The organism is Caulobacter sp. P1_B12_2 (assembly GCF_056406675.1).
In genome coordinates this window covers 1-18,382 of the sequence record NZ_JBFTZS010000001.1, presented here as the reverse complement: position 1 = coordinate 18,382, position 18,382 = coordinate 1, and the positions used below count along the sequence as shown (strand labels likewise).

14 protein-coding genes are annotated in these 18,382 nt (G+C 67.9%); 10 read left to right on the top strand and 4 right to left on the bottom strand.

The window, feature by feature from the left end:
* Positions 1–2: 2 nt before the first annotated feature.
* The gene (locus AC1DZ6_RS00070; protein WP_477095152.1) at positions 3–308 is read right to left on the bottom strand and encodes a TrbC/VirB2 family protein; all 306 of its coding nucleotides are present in this window, start codon (positions 306–308) and stop codon (positions 3–5) included.
* A gap of 9 nt (positions 309–317) precedes the next feature.
* Entirely contained in the window at positions 318–881 is a 564-nt protein-coding gene (locus tag AC1DZ6_RS00065) for a lytic transglycosylase domain-containing protein (protein WP_477095151.1), read from the bottom strand.
* A 258-nt stretch (positions 882–1,139) separates the two neighbouring features.
* Here AC1DZ6_RS00065 and AC1DZ6_RS00060 point away from each other — a divergent pair, with 258 nt between their 5' ends.
* The 8 genes from AC1DZ6_RS00060 (at position 1,140) to AC1DZ6_RS00025 (ending at position 12,903) form a co-directional block, all read left to right on the top strand.
* The gene (locus AC1DZ6_RS00060; protein WP_477095150.1) at positions 1,140–1,655 is read left to right on the top strand and encodes a hypothetical protein; all 516 of its coding nucleotides are present in this window, start codon (positions 1,140–1,142) and stop codon (positions 1,653–1,655) included.
* Between the two features lie 70 nt (positions 1,656–1,725).
* Positions 1,726–2,808, top strand: coding sequence for a sensor histidine kinase (locus AC1DZ6_RS00055; protein WP_477095149.1), 1,083 nt, complete (start codon positions 1,726–1,728; stop codon positions 2,806–2,808).
* On the top strand, positions 2,805–3,593 hold the full coding sequence (locus AC1DZ6_RS00050) for a LytR/AlgR family response regulator transcription factor (protein WP_477095148.1): 789 nt from the start codon (positions 2,805–2,807) through the stop codon (positions 3,591–3,593). Before AC1DZ6_RS00055 ends, AC1DZ6_RS00050 begins: the two co-directional genes overlap by 4 nt.
* A gap of 320 nt (positions 3,594–3,913) precedes the next feature.
* The gene (locus tag AC1DZ6_RS00045) at positions 3,914–5,137 is read left to right on the top strand and encodes a hypothetical protein (protein WP_477095147.1); all 1,224 of its coding nucleotides are present in this window, start codon (positions 3,914–3,916) and stop codon (positions 5,135–5,137) included.
* A 165-nt stretch (positions 5,138–5,302) separates the two neighbouring features.
* The gene (locus tag AC1DZ6_RS00040) at positions 5,303–5,905 is read left to right on the top strand and encodes an RNA polymerase sigma factor (RefSeq protein ID WP_477095146.1); all 603 of its coding nucleotides are present in this window, start codon (positions 5,303–5,305) and stop codon (positions 5,903–5,905) included.
* Positions 5,874–6,899, top strand: a complete 1,026-nt coding sequence (locus tag AC1DZ6_RS00035; protein WP_477095145.1) for a FecR family protein — start codon at positions 5,874–5,876, stop codon at positions 6,897–6,899. Before AC1DZ6_RS00040 ends, AC1DZ6_RS00035 begins: the two co-directional genes overlap by 32 nt.
* Positions 6,900–6,991: 92 nt before the next feature.
* A complete protein-coding gene (locus AC1DZ6_RS00030; RefSeq protein ID WP_477095144.1) occupies positions 6,992–11,863 on the top strand; it encodes an alkaline phosphatase D family protein in 4,872 nt (1,623 codons plus the stop codon).
* A 173-nt stretch (positions 11,864–12,036) separates the two neighbouring features.
* Complete coding sequence (locus AC1DZ6_RS00025) at positions 12,037–12,903, top strand: dienelactone hydrolase family protein (protein WP_477095143.1); 867 nt, start codon at positions 12,037–12,039, stop codon at positions 12,901–12,903.
* 115 nt (positions 12,904–13,018) lie between these two features.
* Here the strand turns inward: AC1DZ6_RS00025 and AC1DZ6_RS00020 are convergent, their stop codons facing one another.
* Both AC1DZ6_RS00020 and AC1DZ6_RS00015 read right to left on the bottom strand, forming a co-directional pair.
* Entirely contained in the window at positions 13,019–15,457 is a 2,439-nt protein-coding gene (locus tag AC1DZ6_RS00020) for a TonB-dependent receptor (RefSeq protein WP_477095142.1), read from the bottom strand.
* A gap of 106 nt (positions 15,458–15,563) precedes the next feature.
* Positions 15,564–16,766, bottom strand: a complete 1,203-nt coding sequence (locus AC1DZ6_RS00015; protein WP_477095141.1) for an acyl-CoA dehydrogenase family protein — start codon at positions 16,764–16,766, stop codon at positions 15,564–15,566.
* 169 nt (positions 16,767–16,935) lie between these two features.
* Here AC1DZ6_RS00015 and AC1DZ6_RS00010 point away from each other — a divergent pair, with 169 nt between their 5' ends.
* On the top strand, positions 16,936–17,694 hold the full coding sequence (locus AC1DZ6_RS00010) for a helix-turn-helix transcriptional regulator (RefSeq protein WP_477095140.1): 759 nt from the start codon (positions 16,936–16,938) through the stop codon (positions 17,692–17,694).
* A 90-nt stretch (positions 17,695–17,784) separates the two neighbouring features.
* A partial coding sequence (locus AC1DZ6_RS00005; RefSeq protein WP_477095139.1) for an alpha/beta fold hydrolase occupies positions 17,785–18,382 on the top strand: 598 nt, incomplete at its 3' end.

The following is an 18,382-nucleotide window of genomic DNA, read 5'->3' as shown; positions in this document are numbered from 1 at the left end:
GCCTAGAGACCGCTCGCCACCTGGCGGATGCCGCCGACGATCGCGGCCGCGCCAAACAGCACGAAGCAACCCAGCACGACGATCATGCCGCGCCGCCAATCCAGGCGACCGGTCAGCATCATGAAGCCGATGGCCCCGATGGCGATTACGGCCGCGGCCGTGGCGACATTGCCCATCAGGCTGCCTTGCAGCCAATTCATGGCCGACAGGATCGGCGAGGATCCAGCTGGATCAAGGTCCACCGATTGGGCGGCGGCCGGGCTCGCCGACATCGCGGCGACCATCACATAGAGAAGGGCTCGGTTCATTTCAGGGTCTCAGGGGAGCTGGTCGGCCTCGGCGGCGAGGCGGGACATCACCCGCTCCACATAGGTTCGGGTTTCAGGGTAGGGCGGCACGCCGCCATAGCGGCGCACCGCCGCGGGACCGGCGTTGTAGGCGGCGACGGCCCGCACGGTGTCGCCGTCGAAGTCCCTCAACAGGCGGCGCAGATAGGCCGCGCCGCCCCGGATGTTCTGTGCGGGATCGCGGGCGTCGACCCCTAGCATTCGCGCCGTCGCCGGCATCAACTGCATCACGCCAAGGGCCCCCTTGGGCGAGGCGGCGCGCCCGTCATAGTGAGACTCGACCCAGGCCACGGCCTCTAGGAGGTGCGTGCTGATTTCCGCCTCCGCTCCGGCCTGGGCGAACGCCGCCCTCAGGGGCGGGGGCGCTCGGCGCAAGGGATGCGCAGGCCGGAGCGGAGACGCCGCCGGTCGCCCGGCGAGGAGGATGACGTTGCCGTCAATATCGATCTCGAGGACATCCGCGGTCGCCGATGTCGCGTGGACGCAACCGACCGCGATGACGGCGACGAGCAGATGGAGGGACTTGATCATCATGTCGGGGTCCGGCCCGTGGGCGGACGAAATCCTGTTGGAGACGGCTTGGTGGGCGGCGGGCTAGGCTCGGTCGATGGCCACGCTTGCCATGTCGTAACGCCGCTGGCCGTTGGTGCGCGACCAACGCGCGCCACGATGCGACGAAAGACGGCCTGGGTCGGTCGTGCGACGAATTTGCGATGAACGCCGCGAGCCGCCCGGCGCGGCGGCCAAACGGGATGTTATCGACGCACGAGATCCAAGGTTAAGGAGGCGCGGATGCGTCGTTTCGGACTGACCGCGCGGGCCCTGCTGGTCTTGATGATCGCCATGCAGGCCTCGCCGATGGCGGCGGCTCCCGTCCCATCGTCGACCGCCGAGCCCGGGCGCGAGCAAGGCCGGCGCTTCGAAGCGGTCAGGCTGGGCGACGGGGCGTTGACTTGCGAGGCCTTGATCGCGGAAATCAGCGGTCTGAACGGTCAACTGCAGGACATGCAGCAACAGATGACGCAAGCATCGACCCAGATGGGCCGTAGCGCCATGCAGGCGGCGCAGCGTCGTCCCTCCGGGCTGGGCATGGGCGTGGCGGGATTGGCCAGTTTCGTCCCCGGCGCGGCCTACCTCGCCAGCGCGGCCCAGGCGGCGGGCGCGTTGTCGGCCCAGGCTTCGGCCCGAAACCAGCAGGCGCAGATGGAGGCGCAAATGGAGGCGATCACGGCCAGTTCAGGGAACATGGCCCCCATCGCCGAACGCGTCGCTCACCTGAGCCAGATCTCAAGGGCAAAGTCTTGCTGACGCTTACGCCCTGGTGGGGGCCGTGATGCGGGCAGACGCGAGGAGCGAAGACCTCGGGGCGCCCCGGTGGATGGATGTGCTCACCGTCAAGTTGACCCTTGGCCTATGGGGTCTTTGCCTACTGACCTTTACCGCCTCGATCAGCGTGGCCACCGGCGGACGCTTTCCGCTGTGGATGATCGTCTGGCTCGCGGGGCTCACCGTAGCCGGCTTGACGGGATCGCTGCTCCTGAACGCCCTGGTCAGGGCGCTGAACGGCTGGCCCACTACGCCGAAGTGGGTCGTCCTAACCTTGGCCGCCTTCGCCGCGGCGGGTCTGCAAGCCCTGTTCGATAGTTGGACGGCCGACGTCTTCCACGTGACCTTCGGCAAGGCGGGGCACCAACCCTTCAACCTCGAAGCGCTAGCCTTCAACTGCCTGCTCTACTTCTGGCTCTTCGGGTTCTACACGGCGGCCTTGGAGCTGATCTCGACACATGAGAAAGCCAGCGTCCATGCGCGGCGGGCGGCGGAATATGCTCGGCAAGTGGCCGAGGCGAGGGAACTCGCCCGTGACGCCCAGTTGCAAATGCTGCGTTTTCAGCTGAACCCGCATTTTTTGTTCAACACGCTCAATAACATCTCCTCCCTGGTCGTGTCGGGGCGCACCCAAAAGGCCGAGCTGATGATCGAGGGCCTCAGCCGCTTCCTGCGAGCGTCGCTCACCCCGGCCGAGGACGAGTTCATTCCGCTGAGTCACGAATTGGCGCTCACGGAGGCCTATCTCGATATCGAAGCGATCCGTTTCACCGAGACCCTGGACATTGAAATCAACTGTCCGGCGAGGTTGGAGAACGCCCTGGTGCCAAGCCTTATCCTGCAGCCGCTTGTCGAGAACGCGGTGAAGTACGCGCTAACGCCCTCGAAAGGGCGTAGCCGGCTGCGGATCACGGCCCAGGAACATGGTGAGGTCTTGGTTCTGTCGGTCATTGATGGCGGCGCCTCGGATAAGAACGAACGCTCTGGCTCCGGTATCGGTCTTCGAAACGTCGCGCGGCGGATCGAGGTGCTTTATGGCCAGCGCGGCCAGATGGACGCGCGCCCCTTCGACGGCGGCTTTCGGGCTGAGGTCTCGGTGCCGCTCGCGCGGCGATCCGCGGTCAACGCGGCATGACCTTGCGCGTGCTGTTGGCCGACGACGAACCCCTGGCGCTAGTGCGTCTGGAAGCCTTGCTGGCCCAGATGGCCCACGTCACGATCGTCGGGACCGCCCGCGACGGTGAAGAGGCGGCCGCTCAGATCGAAGCGCTGAAACCGGACCTGGCGCTGCTCGACATCCGGATGCCCAAGCAGAGCGGCCTGTCGCTGGCCAAGGCTTTGCGGGAAACGAACGACGTCGACGTCGTCTTTATCACGGCGTTCGATCAATTCGCGCTGCAAGCCTTCGAGGTCGACGCGGTCGATTACCTTCTCAAGCCGGTGGAGGCCCACCGCCTGGCGATCGCTCTGGATCGCGCGCGACGCCGACGCAGCGCGGTTGCGGTCCCAGGGATCGCAGACCCGACAGCGGACGCGGCGCATCAGGACGACAGTTCGGCGAGGGTCGGCGTCCAGTATATCTGGGCGCCCCATCGCGGGGGGCTCGTTCGCGTCGATGTCTCGTCAATCGACTGGATCGAGGCGGCTCGCGACTACGTCCTCCTACACACCTCCACACGCTCGCACATGGTGCGGGCGACCATGGAGAGCCTGAAGGACCAGATCGATCCGACGACTATGGTCCGGGTCAGCCGTTCGGCCTTCGTGCGTCGCGCGGCCGTCCAGCAGATCAACCGGCAGGGGCGCGCGAGCCATGTCGTCGTCCTGCGGGACGGCACAGCGGTTCGCGTGGGCGTCACCTATGCCCGAGCCGTGATGGCCGCGTTCAACACCGAAAGCGTCGTGGCGCCCGCGCTCTAAGCCCTGGGGCTTGGTCTCACCCGAGCAACCCTCGGTGTTGTCAGGCTAACCAGCGCGTCCAGGATCCGCCGGGCTGGACGCGGCGCGATGATCTTCGTCCCGGGGACGGCGCCGTATCGCCGTTCAAATCGCCAACGGCCGCTCATAGTTCTCCGACGTGTCCGTATTCGCGCGCCAAATTCCCAAATGACCGACCGCGAGCCTGGGCAGGGAATTTCCCTGCGTCGCTTCGCATGCTCAAAGCCGAACCGTCACTCGCTCGTCACGCGTCTGTCACGACGGCCGTTTAGCCCCGCCCCACCAGAAGCGGGGCTTGCAGCATGTTCGGTCGTCATCGTTTCGCCGTGGCCGTCTCGGCCCTGGCCGTCGGCCTCGCCTCATCCGCGCTGGCTGACCCGATCGCGGACACCGCGCCCGCCTCGGCCATGGCCCGCCTGCCGCTCGAGCAGAACGGCGGCGTCTGGGCGGCCGGACACGTGCAGGGCGTCGCCGTCGATGTGCGGGGCGGCTACATCTATTACTCGTTCACCAACCTGCTGGCGAAATACGACTTCAGCGGCAAGCTGATCGGCACGCTGGTCGGCTGGACGGGCCACCTCGGCGACCTGGATTTCAATCCGGCCGACGGCAAGGTCTACGGCTCGCTGGAATACAAGGAAGACAAGGCCTTCTACATCGCCGTGATCGACGTCGCCCGGCTGGACCGGGTCGGCGTCGAGGCGAGCAAGACCGAGATCTTCCGTACCGTCTATCTGCCCGAGGTGGTCAAGGACTACGCCGCCGACCTGAACGGCGACGGCGTCTTCGAGGGCGACGACGGCAAGTTCAAGGGCGACGTCGTCGCCTCGCCCGACCACCGCTACGACTGCTCCGGCATCGACGGCGTCAGCTTCGGCCCCGAATTCGGCCACGCCAACGGCAGGCGCTATCTGACCGTCGCCTACGGCGTCTACGGCAACACGGCGCGCACCGACAACGACCACCAGGTGCTGCTGCAATACGACGTCGCCGACTGGGGCCGCTACGCCAGCCCGCTGACCGAGGCCGCGCCGCACCACCACGGTCCGGCGGCCATGCACGGCAAGTATTTCGTCCGCACCGGCAACACGCGCTACGGCGTCCAGAACCTCGCCTATGACGAAACCCAGCGGCGCTGGTTCATGGGCGTCTATCTGGGCCAGAAGCCGGCCTTCCCCAACTATGGCCTGTACGCCGTCGAAGCGCGCGAGAAGCCGGTCCTGGCCGACCTCGTCGGCGTGCCCGGGACCGGGGGCAAGGGCTGGGAGCGGGGCCTGCTGATCGGCCTCGCCGACGACGGCCTGAAGGATCCCGCCACCGGCGTGCGCGGATGGCGCCAGAAGGCCGATGTCGGCTTCCAGCCCGTCGGCCATGGCCTGGTCTATCTGGCGGTCAATTCCAAGATCGACGGCAAGCAGACGGCCGACCTGACGCTGGCGCGCTGGACCGGCGATCCGGCGGCGCCGCTCGTCCCCGTGACGTCGGAAGACCGGGACGCCCTGGCGGCCGCGCCGGTCGCGCCCTGACATTCGACGCGCCACTGGAGGTTGGAAGGGGCCGATGATCGTCCGCGTGCGTGCAGCCCGGCGTGAGTGTCACAAACGGCGTCTAGGCAGGACGCCGATCGAAGCGGCGCTGTCCCGACGCCGGGCCGCTCCGCTCTCGGGCAATATCCAGCCAGCAGGTCAGGGATGAGCGGCGCCGACAGGCAAAGAACACGGTGGTTCCTGCGGAACATCCTGCCGCATGAGCCCGCGCTCAGAGGCTGGCTTTCGCGGCGCGCCCCGACGGGCCTGGACGCCGACGACATCATCCAGGAGTCCTATACGATCCTGGCCGAGCTGGAGTCCGCCGAGGCCATCCGCCATCCGCGCGCCTACCTGTTCCAGGTCGCGCGCTCGGTCATCATGCGGCATGTGCGCCGCGCGCGCATCGTGCCGATCCACAGCGTCGATGACCTGGAACGGCTCGAACACCCCGAGGACGCCGCCTCGCCTGAGCAATACGCGATCGATCGGGACGAGTTGCGCCAGTTGGCCCGCGCGATCGCGGCGATGCCGCTGAAGACGCGGGAGGCCTTCGTCCTTCGCCGCGTCAACGGCGTGTCGCAGCGCGAGATCGCCGCGCGGATGCGAATATCGGAAAATACCGTCGAGACCCATATTTCACGAGGCATCCTGTTCCTGATTGATTGGTTCGGGCGTAGCGGAAACAACCGGTCCCAAACCTCTAGGAATACGGAAGCGGAGATTGCCTCGTTAGATGGCCCAGCAAGACACCAGTCGCGACATTGATCAGGCCGCATCCGTTTGGGCGGCGAGGCTGGACCGCGGGTCGCTGACACCGGAGGGCCAGGAAGCGCTCGACGCCTGGCTGAGGGGCGATCCCCGCAGCCGAGGCGCGCTGATGCGCGCCCAGGCCTTGTCGATGATGAGCGAGTCCGCCCAGGCGCTGGGATCCGATTTCGATCCCATCGCCTTCGAGGAAACCAAACGCTCGCGGTTCGCGGGCCTGTCCCGTCGCCAGGCCCTGACCTGGACGGGCAGCGTCGTGGCCGCGGCCTCGGTGGCGGCCTTGGCCGTCGGCGTGCCGGCGGCGGGAGCGGTCGTCAGCACCGAGCGGGGCGAGATCCGTCTGGCGCCGCTCAAGGACGGGTCGACCGTGCTGCTGAACACCGACACCCGGATCAGGGTCCGGTACAGTGAGGGCGAGCGCCGCGTGACCCTGCTCAAAGGCGAGGCCTATTTCTCGGTGGCGCGCGACGAGAGGCGGCCCTTCATCGTCGAGGTGAACGGTCGTCGTCTGCGTACGGCCCAGGCGGGATTCCGGGTGCGCAAGCTCGATCACGACCCCGTCGACGTGCTGGTGAACCAGGGGCGGGTCGATGTCGCGGCCCTGAACCCGGCGGCCTCCGCGAGCGCTTGGGCGCTCGACGCCAATACGCGGCTGATCCTGTCCGATCCCATCGGCGGCCTATCCACCGTGGAGCATCCGCAACTGATCGCGCCCGACGTGGTCACCCGCGAACTGGCCTGGCGCGACGGAAAGCTGGCTTTCGAGGGCGAGTCCCTGAGGCAGGCGGCGGCGGCGTTCGCGCGCTACAGCCAGACCCGGATCGAGGTCCGGGACGCGGACCTGGCGCGCGAGCCGGTGACCGGTCTGTTCGCCGCCAACGACCCCGCCGGCTTCAGTCGCGCCGTTGCCCAGGTGTTCGACGCCAGGCTCGAACAGGAGGGCGACAGCATCGTCCTGACCCGGGGCGGCCCTCCCGGCGCCGCGGCGCAATAAGAAGTTTTTGTAACCGATAGTGGAAGCCGCCGACTGGCGGCTCTTAACCCCCGAACCTCGCGACTAACGCGACGACTGGGGGCTACCGGCCAATGAATTCTCGTTATTCCGTCCTCGCCTGCGGGGCCGCCGTCATCGCGCTGGCGATGGCCGCGCCGGCCAGCGCGCAGGAGCGCATCTTCGACATTCCTGCGCAATCCGCCGTTCGCGCCATTCCCGAACTGGCCCGTCAGGGCCAGGTGCAGATCGTGGCGCCCGCGCGCAACCTCGAAGGCATCCGCACGCCGGCCGTGAAGGGCCGGATGGACGTCCGGGCGGCGCTGCGCCTGCTGATCGCCGGCACGCCGCTGCGGATCGATTCCGATGACGGCCAGATCATCACGCTGAAGTCCTCCGTCCAAGGTGCGTCGGGCGCCGGGCAGGCCCAGGGCGCCGGCATGGTGCGCGGCCGCATCCTGAACACCGCGACCGGCGAGTACGTGCGCAACGCCGAGATCCGCGTCGAGGGCACGACGATCGTCGCCTTTTCCGAGGACGGCGGCGACTTTCGCCTGAGCGGCGTGCCGTCCGGCGACGCCACGGTCGTGGTCAAATATACCGGCCTGCAGGAGTCGCGCGCGGTCGCCACCGTCGTGGCGGGCCAGGCGGCGACGCTGGATTTCGCGCTGAACCCGCAGTCCTACGCCGCCAAGGACGGTGAGGTCGAGGCGATCACGATCGTCGCCCGGCGCGAGGGCCAGGCCAGCGCCATCATGGAGCGACGCGCCTCGACCAACGCCAAGAACGTTGTCGCCGCCGACAACTTCGGCGCCCTGACCATGGGCGACGTGGGCGAGTTCATGAAGAACATGCCCGGCCTGTCGCTGGACTACACCGAGGTCGACGCCACCGCCGTCCGCATCGGCGGCCTGGATCCGAAATATTCGACCTTCACCACCGACGGCGCCCGCATGGCGACCGCCACGTCCAACAACAACAACGGCCGTCAGAACTCGTTCGAGCAGATGTCGATCACCGGCATCGACTCGATCGAACTGAACAACACCCTGCAGGCCAGCATGGACGCCGACTCGCCCGGCGGCGCGATCAACCTGCGCAGCAAGTACGCCTTCCAGCGCAACGGCCGTCTGTTGCGCTTCCAACTCGGCGGCGTCGGCACGTCCGACTCCGAGCTCTCGCGGCAGTACCTGCCCGACGACAAGAAGCATTCCAGCATCTTCCCGTCGGCTCAGATCGGCTATGCGGACGTCTTCCTGGACGGCCGTCTCGGCATCGCGTTCAACGCCAGCTACAACGCCAACTTCGTCCAGCAGGATCGCATCCAGACCGACTGGTCCTATCTCGCCAACGGCCGGGTCATTCCCTACCAGGTGATGTGGCGTCCCGGTCCGAAGCTGACCCACCGCCAGGCCGCCAATCTCAGCGTCGACTACAAGCTGACCGACCAGTGGTCCCTCAGCCTGCGCAGCACCTACTCGTTCTACGACGTCGAGTACTTCAATCAGTACACCTATCTGATCTTCGGCACGACGACGGCCTCGCAGACCACGGCGGACTCCACCCCGACCCACATCGTAGTGAACCCGAACGGGACCAACACGCGCCTGCACACCCAGTATTCGCACCGCTACGCGGGCACGCCCTCGTGGCTGTTCGCTCCGAAGCTGGAATACCGCGGCGACACCTGGGAAGCCTTGCTGCGTGGCAGCTATTCCAGCTCGGAATTCAATTTCCGGGACAACAGCGAAGGCTTCTTTCAGCGTACGGACAGCTATCTGACCCGCATCGGCTTCACGCTGGATCGCGCGTCGCAGGATTCCAACGCCTGGACGCTGAACCAGACCGCCGGCCGGGCGTGGGGCGTTCCCTCGAACTTCAACCGGGACGACGACATCGGCAACAACATCCGCACGTCCGAGTCCGACGCGCAGAACCAGATGTACAGCCTCAATCTGGACCTGAAGAAGAAGCTCAATGTCGGACCGGTCCAGCTCAAGGTCCTGGCCGGCGCGACCTATCGGACCAACGTCTGGAAGACCAACGAGGGGTCGTTCCAGCAGTTTCAATATGTCGGCCCGACGCACGACCTGACCCAGAAGGCGCCCGAGGCGTTCATCCCCTGGACCGAAAAGTACCAGTTCCAGATCCACGGCTTCGACGCCGGCAACATGAACGCCCAGAATTGGCGCGCCGACAGCAACTACGCCGTCTACGACATCTACAAGGACCACCCGGACTATTTCGTGCCCGACGCCGTCGGCAACCTGAAGCGCCAGCTGGACAACAACAAGAAGGTCGGCGAGACGGTCAACGCCGCCTATTTCGAGCTCCAGCCGCGGGTCGGCAAGGCGCAGTTCGATCTGGGCCTGCGCTACGAGAGCACGGAGACCGACGCCCGGGTGGCCGACATTCGTCCGGCCAAGGACGTGACCGCCGCCGGCCTGTCGACCAGCACGGTCGCGGGCCTGCTCTACCAGTACCGCAACGGGACCTACACGACCCGCCATGGCGAGTATGACGACTGGTTCCTCAGCGGCGGCGCCAAGTACGACTTCACCAAGAAGCTGGTCGGCCAGCTGGCCTTCAGCCAGTCGATCCTGCGCCCCGACTACGGCAACCTCGGCGGCGTGGTGGGCGTGGACGACAACACCCTGATCGTCACCGTGCCGAACCCGCTGCTGAAGCCCGAGCATTCGACAAAGTACTATGCCAGCCTGCAGTACTTCCTCGAGCCGTCGGGCGTCATCGGCCTGTCCGCCTACCAGCTGGACGTGACCGACATGCAGGTGACCGGCGTCACGGTCGACCCGGAGGATGTCGGCTACAACCCGGGCGACTACGCCGGCTACACCTTCCGCAGCGCCCAGAACCTGCCGGGCACCAGCACCAACAAGGGCCTGACCCTCGAATACGACCAGCAGCTGATCTTCCTGCCGGGGGCGTTGCGGGGCCTGGGCCTTCGGGGCTCGATCACCAAGATCGATCCGGACGGCGTGCGCGTGAACCTGCCCAAGACTGCGGCCAACTGGGGCGTCCGCTACAGCTACGGCAAGTTCGACGTCCAGCTGACCGGCAACGCCCAGGCGAAGTATCGCACCAGCGCTCTGAGCAACACGCCCACCACGGCCAACAACGGCATCCTCTATCACGCCGCTCGCGAGCTGTGGAACGTCAGCGCCAGCTACAAGATCAACAAGAGCTTCGAGGTGATGGTCGCCGGCCGCAACATCTTCAACGCGCCGGACGTCATCTACTCCAACGTCCGCGACCGGGCGCCCAAGCGACGCGCGCGGCCGCCCCTCTCCAGAAATTCCAGCGCGCGGAGACCTGCCGTGGTCCTGAACATTGATCGTCGCAGCCTGGTCGTGGGCGCCGGGCTTGGACTGGGCGCGCTGGTGCTTCCCGCCGGTCGGGCGCTGGCCGCCGAGGTCCTCGGCGCCACCGGCTTCACGCATAACGTGGCCAGCGGCGAGCCCGCCCCCGACGCCATGCTGCTGTGGACCCGCTACGTGCCCGCCACCGGGGACGGCACGGTCCGGCTCGACGTCGAGGTCGCGCTCGATCCGGCGTTCAGCAAGGTGGTTTCGGGCGGGGTGGTGCGCACCGGCGCCTATCGCGACTGGACCGCCAAGATCACCGTCGACGGCCTGAAGCCCGGGACGGTCTACTGGTACCGGTTCGTCGCGCCGGACGGCGGCAAGTCGCCGGTCGGGCGGACCAAGACCCTGCCCGTGGGCGACACGGCCCGCTTCGGACTGGGCGTGTTCTCCTGCTCGAACCTGCCGGTCGGCCTGTTCAACGCCTATGGCCATGCCGCCGCGCGGACCGACCTTGATCTCTGGCTGCACACCGGCGACTACATCTACGAGTACGGCCCCGCCTCGATCCACGCGGACCAGTGGGCCGCCGGCCGGTCGCTGGAGCCGGCGAACGAGATCCTGACGATCACGGACTACCGCCTGCGTTATGCTTGCTACCGCGCCGACCCCGACCTGCAGCGGCTGCACCAAGTGGCCCCGATGGTCGCCTTCTGGGACGACCACGAGTCCGCCAACGACAGCTGGGAAGGCGGGGCGCAGAACCATCAGTCCGCGACCGAAGGCGACTGGAACGTGCGGCGCGCCGCGGCGATGCAGGTCTATCGCGAGTGGATGCCGGTCTCGGACGAGCCCTGGAAGGCCTATCCGATCGGATCGCTGGCCACGCTCTACCGCACCGAATCGCGCCTGCTGGGCCGCACTCGCCCGGCCGACATCGGGGCCGCCTTCCGGGCGGAAGATCCCGACGCGGCGCTGAAGGCCTTCCGCGACGGCCCCTGGCGGGATCCCTCGGCGACGATGCTCGGCTCGGCCCAGGAAAGCTGGCTGGCGCACGAACTGAAGACCAACGCCCGCTCCACCGCCTGGCAGATGGTCGGCATGGGCACGATCATCGGGCGGACGGTGATGCCGCGGGACGCCGTGAGTTGGCTGCGTCCCGAGGTCCCCGAGAAGAAGGTCAACGGCTACCGGAACAACATCCGCGCCGCCAAGCTGGGCCTGCCGATGTGGATGGACCGCTGGGACGGCTATCCGGCCGCGCGGTCGCGTCTGCTGCAGTCGGCGCAACAGGCGGACGCCGATCTGGTGATGCTGGCCGGCGACAGCCACAACGCCTGGGCCTATGGGCTGGTCGAGGACGGCCGTCCCGCAGGCGTCGAGTTCGCCGGCCAGGCCGTCACCTCGGGCGGCGCCGAGGGCGACTTCGGGGCCGACCCCAAGATCGTCGCCCAGGGCTTCATGGCCGCCAATCCCGAGCTGAAATGGGCCGATACCAGCCAGCGTGGCTACATGATGATTGAGGTCACCCCCCAGCGCGTGACGGGCGAGTGGCTGTTCATGAGGACGATCAAGGCCCGCGACACCGCGCTGGCGGGTTCGCATCGGATGCAGGTCGACCGTGGACGGAGGGTTTTCAACGGCTAGGCCAGGTGGACCCGGGGCGGCGCGCATATTCCGCCAACGACCTTCTGGCGTCGATCAGCGTCGATCGATGTTTCGCCGTTGAAACATTCCCGGGTTAGGGTCGTGCGGTAATGAGCCCGCCACAAGGGCTCGCGCCCTCCCGATCCCCTCCCGATCCGACGGAGACTGCTCGCATGTGTGACGACGATATCCACCCCGGCCTCGTACACGACCCGCGCCTGTCGCGCCGGGCCTTCGGCCTGGCCGCCGCCGCGCTCGGCGGGGTCGCCGCGACCTCCGCGGGCGCCCAGAGCCCGGTGGTCGAGAAGGACGTCGAGATCAAGACGCCCGACGGCGTGACCGACGCCGCCCTGTTCTATCCCGAAGGCAAGGGGAAGTGGCCGGCCGTGGTGATCTGGCCGGACGTTCTGAGCCTGCGGCCGGTGTTCCGCGACATGGGCAAGCGGCTGGCCGCGGCCGGCTACGTGGTGCTGGTCGTCAACCTCTACTACCGGGTCAAGAAGGCGCCGGTGATCGAGCAGACCTTCGACTTCTCCAAGCCCGACGACCGCGCCAAGCTGGCCCCGATGCGGGCCACGGTGACGCCCGAGGGCGCCGAGCGCGACGCCGTGGCCTATGTCGCCTTCCTCGACGCCCAGCCCCAGACCAACAAGGCCAAGAAGGTCGGGGTCCAGGGCTACTGCATGGGCGGCCCGCTGGCGTTCCGCACCGCCGCGGCGGTCCCGGGCCGCATCGGCGCGGTGGCCAGCTTCCATGGCGGCGGCCTGTTCACCGACCAGCCGAACAGCCCGCACCTGCTGATCCCCAAGACCCACGCCCAGTTCCTGATCGAGGTCGCCGACAACGACGACAAGCAGGATCCCACCGTGAAGGACAAGCTGAAGGCCGCCTTCGCCGAGGCCAAGCGTCCGGCCCAGATCGAGGTCTTCGAGGGCGCGGCCCACGGTTGGACCGTCAAGGGCAGCGCCGTCTACAACGAGGCCGCCGCCGAGAAGGCGTGGTCCAACCTGCTGGCGCTCTACAAGAAGGCCCTGGCCTGACGATCCGAAAAGGAGAGCGTGGCGCCGGCGACGGCGACACGCTCCAGGATCCGAGGTCGATGGCGGTCGGGAGGTCAAGCTCGGCGGCCATCACGCCGAAGCTGTCCTTCGCGGGTCAGAAACTCAGGCTGAGCGACGCGCCGTAGGTGCGGGGCTTGCCGGGGAAGCGGACCACGACGTTGGCGTTGCTGCTGACCGCGCTCCAGTAATATTCGTCGGTCAGGTTGCGGCCCCAGAGCGACAGCTCCCAGCCCTTGGCCGGATCCGAGACGCCGACGCTGGCGTTGACCAGGCCGTAGCCGTCGATCGCGAACAGCGGATTGCCCTCCAGGTCGGCCGACGATTTGCCCTGCCAGCGGCCGTTCAAGGCCGCCTGCAGCTTCAGGCCGCTGTTCAGGTCATGATCGAACAGGGCGGTCAGCCCGCCCTGAAACTTGGGACTGTAGAGGAAGGGCCGGCCGTCGAAGCTCTGCGGCTGGCCGGCGGCGTTGATGCCCGTATAGCCCTTCACCTCGGTGTGGAGCCAGGTGGCCGAGGCGATCAGGGTCAGGTCGCGCAGGGGCCGCCAGGTGATGTCGCCGTCCAGGCCGTAGGCGAGGGACTCCGGCACGTTGGCCAGGCGCGCGAGGGCCGTATAGATCGGGTCGGCGAAATAGACGCTCAGCTGCTTGTCCGTGTAGTCATAGTAGAAGACGCCGACATTGGCCTGGAGCCTGTGGTCCAGCAGGGCGGCCTTCATGCCGACCTCGTAGGCGGTCAACAGCTCCTGGGTGGCCGGGGCGTTCTGGGTCGAGATGTTGGCGGCGTTGATCGGTGTGACGCCGGCCTTGGCCCCGCGTGAGATCGAGCCGTACAGCAGCACGTCCTCGGTCGCCTTCCAGTCCAGGGCCGCGCGCCAGGCCAGGTTGTCCTCGTCGAGACGTGAGGTGACCAGGCCGAAGGCCTTCTTGGCCGGGTCCAAGGTGTTGCACTGGCCCTGGCTGATCGGCGCGGTCAGGCCGTAGGCGGCGAAGAACAGCGCCCGGTTCACGACATTGACGTTGGGCAGCATGTTGCCGTTGAAGTCGCGCGAGCAGCCGGCGTAGTCCTGCTTGTCCTGGCTGTAGCGGACGCCGAGGGTCAGCTTCAGGTCGTCCGTCAGCTGATGATCGACATTGGCGAACAGGCTCCAGGTGTCGGTCTCGATATTGCCGACGTCCTCATAGGTGCGGAACGACTGGCTCATCTGCAGAGCGGTGTAGCCGCCGCTGTTGAACGGCGTGGCCAGCAAGGTCGAGCCGTAGAACCGCACCAGGCCGACATTGGCGTTCTGGCCCAGCAGGGTGCGGTTGCTGTCCAGGATCTCGTCGTGGGCGATATAGCCGCCGACCAGCCAGGCGCCCTTGTCGGTCTTGCCCTCGAAGTGCAGCTCCTCGGCCGCCGACTCGATCTCGCCATGGGCCTTCTGGACCAGGATCTCGTATGGCGCGCCGCTCCAGTCGAACACCGCGTCGCGGGTGAGTTCGTTGTAGCTGGTCAGCGAGACCAGTCGGACCGAGTCGGTCAGGTCCCAGACCACCTTCAGCTTGAGCGCGTCCATCCGGTCGTCTTCGCGGGCCGGACCGGCGACGCCCAGGCCCGTGCCGATGTCCGCGCCGCGGGCGGCGGGCGCGGCCCAGTCGGCCTGGCTGGCCTTGGTCGGCGCGTGGGTGGCGATGTAGTTCACCAGGCCCGGAGCGTTGAACGGGCTGGCCGCCGTGGCCGGGGTGAAGCCGATCCCCTGGGCGGCCACGGTGTCGGACGTGTTGGTCCAGCCGGAATACGAGAAATCGATCTCGACCTTGTCGCCCGGCTGGAAGGCCAGGGCGCCGCGCCAGCCCAGGCGATGGTTCTCGCCCTGGCGGTCGCCGCGCGTGTTGCTGACCTGCCAACCCTCGTCGCTGTCCTCGGAGCGGAAGGCCAGGCGGCCCTGCAGCCCCTTGGCGAGCGGCCCGCTGACATGGCCTTCGAAATTGTGGGTCTGGTCGTTGCCGACCTCGCCGGTGATCGAGCCCTCGAAGGTCTCGGTCGGCTTGTTGGTGACGAAGTCGATCAGGCCGGCGGTGGTGTTGCGGCCGTAGAGCGTGCCCTGCGGCCCTTTAAGCACCTCGACCCGCTCCAGGTCGAAGATCGGGCCGGTGTTCATGAACGGATAGGCGTAGGCGACCTCGTCGACATAAGTGCCGACCGTCGAGGTGGCCGACAGGTTGATGGTGTTGAAGCCGATGCCGCGCAGCGTATAGGTCGGCACGCCCTGATAGCTCTGCGAGACCGTGAAGCTGGGGGCGATGGCCGACAGGTCCTTGGGGTCGGTGACCCGCAGTTGCTGCAGGGTCTCGCCGCTGAAGGCCTGGATCGGCATGCCGACGCTGTTGGCGGTCTCCTCGCGCCGCTGGGCGGTGACGACCAGGGTCTCGATGGTGAAGGGTTCGGTCTTCTGGGCTTGGGCTTGGGCCTGCGCCGCGGCGGGCAAAGCCGCCAGCAGGGCCAGTGCCGACGCGCCGAGCGTCAGCGCCAAACGCGATGGTCCGGACATGCTTGTTCCTCCCTCATCGCCGCGCCTTCATGGGACGCTGGCTTTGGAGGGAGCGTGCGGGTCCGGCGTTGGGCGAACAAGCTATCGGAAATGATAGGGGGGCCGATCAGAGGCCCAGGATCTGGCGGGCGATGATGTYGCGCTGRATCTCGYTGGAGCCGCCGTAGATCGAGGCCGCGCGGTTGTTCAGATAGCGGGCCATGGTGGTCAGGCCGTGCTCGGGGCCGATCGGCGTCAGGTTCGAGCCCGCCGTCCGGGCCTGAGGCTGATGCGGGGCGACATAGGGGCCCAGCGTGTCGGTCGCCAGTTCGTCGAGGCGCTGCAGGGCCTCGGACCCTTGCAGTTTGAGCAGGGATGAGGCGGGGCCGGGACCGCCGCCGCCGGCCAGGGCGCTGAGCACCCGCCGCTCGGAGATGTCGATGGCCAGGGTCGCGATCTCGGCTTCGGCCAGGCGGCGGCGATGGTGCGGGTCGTCCAGCAGGCGCTCGGTCTCGTCACCGGCCTCCAGTCCGGCGCAGGTCCGCAGGCGCTCCAGCATGGCCTCGAGTCCGGGCGCGTAGCCGCCGCCGCGCTCGAAGGTCAGCAGGTGCTTGGCGACCGCCCAGCCCTGGTTCTCCTCGCCCAGCCGGTCGGCCGCCGGCGTGCGGGCGCCGTCGAAGAACACCTGGTTGACCTCGTGCTCGCCGGCCAGGGTGACGATCGGCTCCACCTTGATGCGGGGATTGTCCATGTCGATCAGCAGGAAGGTGATCCCGGCCTGGGGGCGGCCTTCGGCCGAGGTGCGGACCAGGCAGAACATCCGGTTGGCCCAGTGGGCGTGGGTGGTCCACAGCTTCGAGCCGGTCAGGACGTAGTCGTCGCCGTCTCGCTCGGCCCGCAGCGACAGGGCCGCCAGGTCCGAGCCCGCGCCGGGCTCGGAATAGCCCTGGCACCAGTAGTCCTCGCCCGACAGGATGCGGGGCAGGTAGCGGGCCTTCTGGGCGGGGGTTCCGAACGCCATGATCGCCGGGGCCACCATCTTCAGCCCCATCGGCGCCAGGGCGGGCGCGCCGGCCCGGGCGCACTCGGCGGCGAAGACGTGGCGCTGCATCTCGCTCCAGCCGGGACCGCCGTAGTCCTCCGGCCACGATGGCGCGGCCCAGCCCTGGGCGTGGAGGATCTTCTGCCAGGCCAGGCTGTGATCCTTGTCGCAGAACACGCTGGTCATCCGCTGTCCGGCCTGGACCAGCTCCGGCGTCAGGCGGGCGGAGAGGAAGGCGCGGACCGCGTCGCGAAAGGCCAGGTCTTCGGTCGAAAGTTCAAGCTCCACCCCACACACCTCGCCGCGCGGGCGCAACGCTGTCGCCCGCCGGGAAGCTCGCCAAGGGGGCCGCCCCGCGCAAGCTATCGGAACTGATAGGGGGCTTCCGTTAGGGATCGTTGCGCGCCGCGCCCGGCGGGGTCATCGTCCAGGGGTTGCGGTGAACAAGGGTGGGACCATGAGCGCCGAACGCGCGCCGGCGGCCGCGGATCTGGAGCTGGTCGAACGGCTGGCGCGCGAGATCGACGCGCTGGGCCGCGCGGTCGGCCTGCCGTTCATCGCCGTCAGCGCCGATATTTCAAGTCCCCGACCGATGGTCGGGACTGACGCAAAACCCCTGGCCGAGACCCTGTTCCGCTGGATCGACCCGACGCTGGAATACTGGCGCGACCGGGCCTTCGCCCTGCGCGCGCCGTTCGTCTTCGCCACCCGTCTGACCTCCGAGCCGTTCTATTTCCAGGACGGCCGCCTGCAGACTTGGCGGCCGACCGGCTGGACCCAGGCGATGGGGGCGATCGACCCGGGCGACATGTTCGGCGTCGCCACCGCGATCGTCGCCCCGGCCTATCAGCCACGCGGAGTGATCGGGGCGGTGGTCTGGGCCTCGCCGGATCCGGACGTCGACGTGGGGAAGATCTTCGCGGCCCGGGCCGGCGAGTTCCACCTGTTGGCCTTGCGCCTGACCGGCGCCTATCAGGAGGCGGCGCTGGGCGCGCGCAAGGACACCGCGCGGCTGACCCGGCGTGAGATCCAGTGCCTGAAATGGGCCGCGGCGGGCAAGACCGACGGCGAGATCGCCGCCATCGTCCAGATCGCCACCCCGACCGTCCGCTTTCACATGATCAACGCCGCCGACAAGCTGGGCGTGGCCGGTCGCTCCCAGACCGTCCACCGGGCGGCGACGCTGGGCTATATCGGCGCGGTCGCCGGCGGCTAGGCGATCCCTGACGGACGTGGTTATGGCGGGATTGTTCAAGGCGGGGCGGCGGCCAGGCTTCAGTCTAGCGCTTCAACTTGGAGGTTCGTCATGAAACGTCTGTTCTTGCCGGTCGTCGCGCTGCTGTCCCTGGCCGTCGCCGCCCACGCCGAAGTCCCCGCCTTTCCGGCTTCGTTCAAGACCCAGGAAATCACCACCAACGGCACGACGATCCATGTCCGGGTCGGCGGCCAGGGCCCGGCCGTCGTGCTGCTGCACGGCTATGGCGAAACCGGCGACATGTGGGCGCCGATGGCCGCCGACCTGGCACGCGACCACACCGTGGTGGTCCCCGACCTGCGCGGCATGGGCCTCTCGACCAAGCCGGCCGGCGGCTACGACAAGAAGACGCAAGCCGGCGACGTGGCCGGCGTGCTGGGCGCCTTGAAGATCGACAAGACCGACGTCGTCGCCCACGACATCGGCAACATGGTCGCCTACGCCTTCACGGTGCAGAACCAGAAGCGGGTGACCCGCCTGGTGCTGATCGACGCCCCGGTGCCCGGCGTCGGTCCGTGGGAAGAGATCCTCAAGAGCCCGCTGCTCTGGCACTTCCGGTTCGGCGGTCCCGACATGGAGCGCCTGGTCGCCGGCCGCGAGCGGATCTATCTGGACCGCTTCTGGAACGAGTTCTCGGCCGACCCCAAGA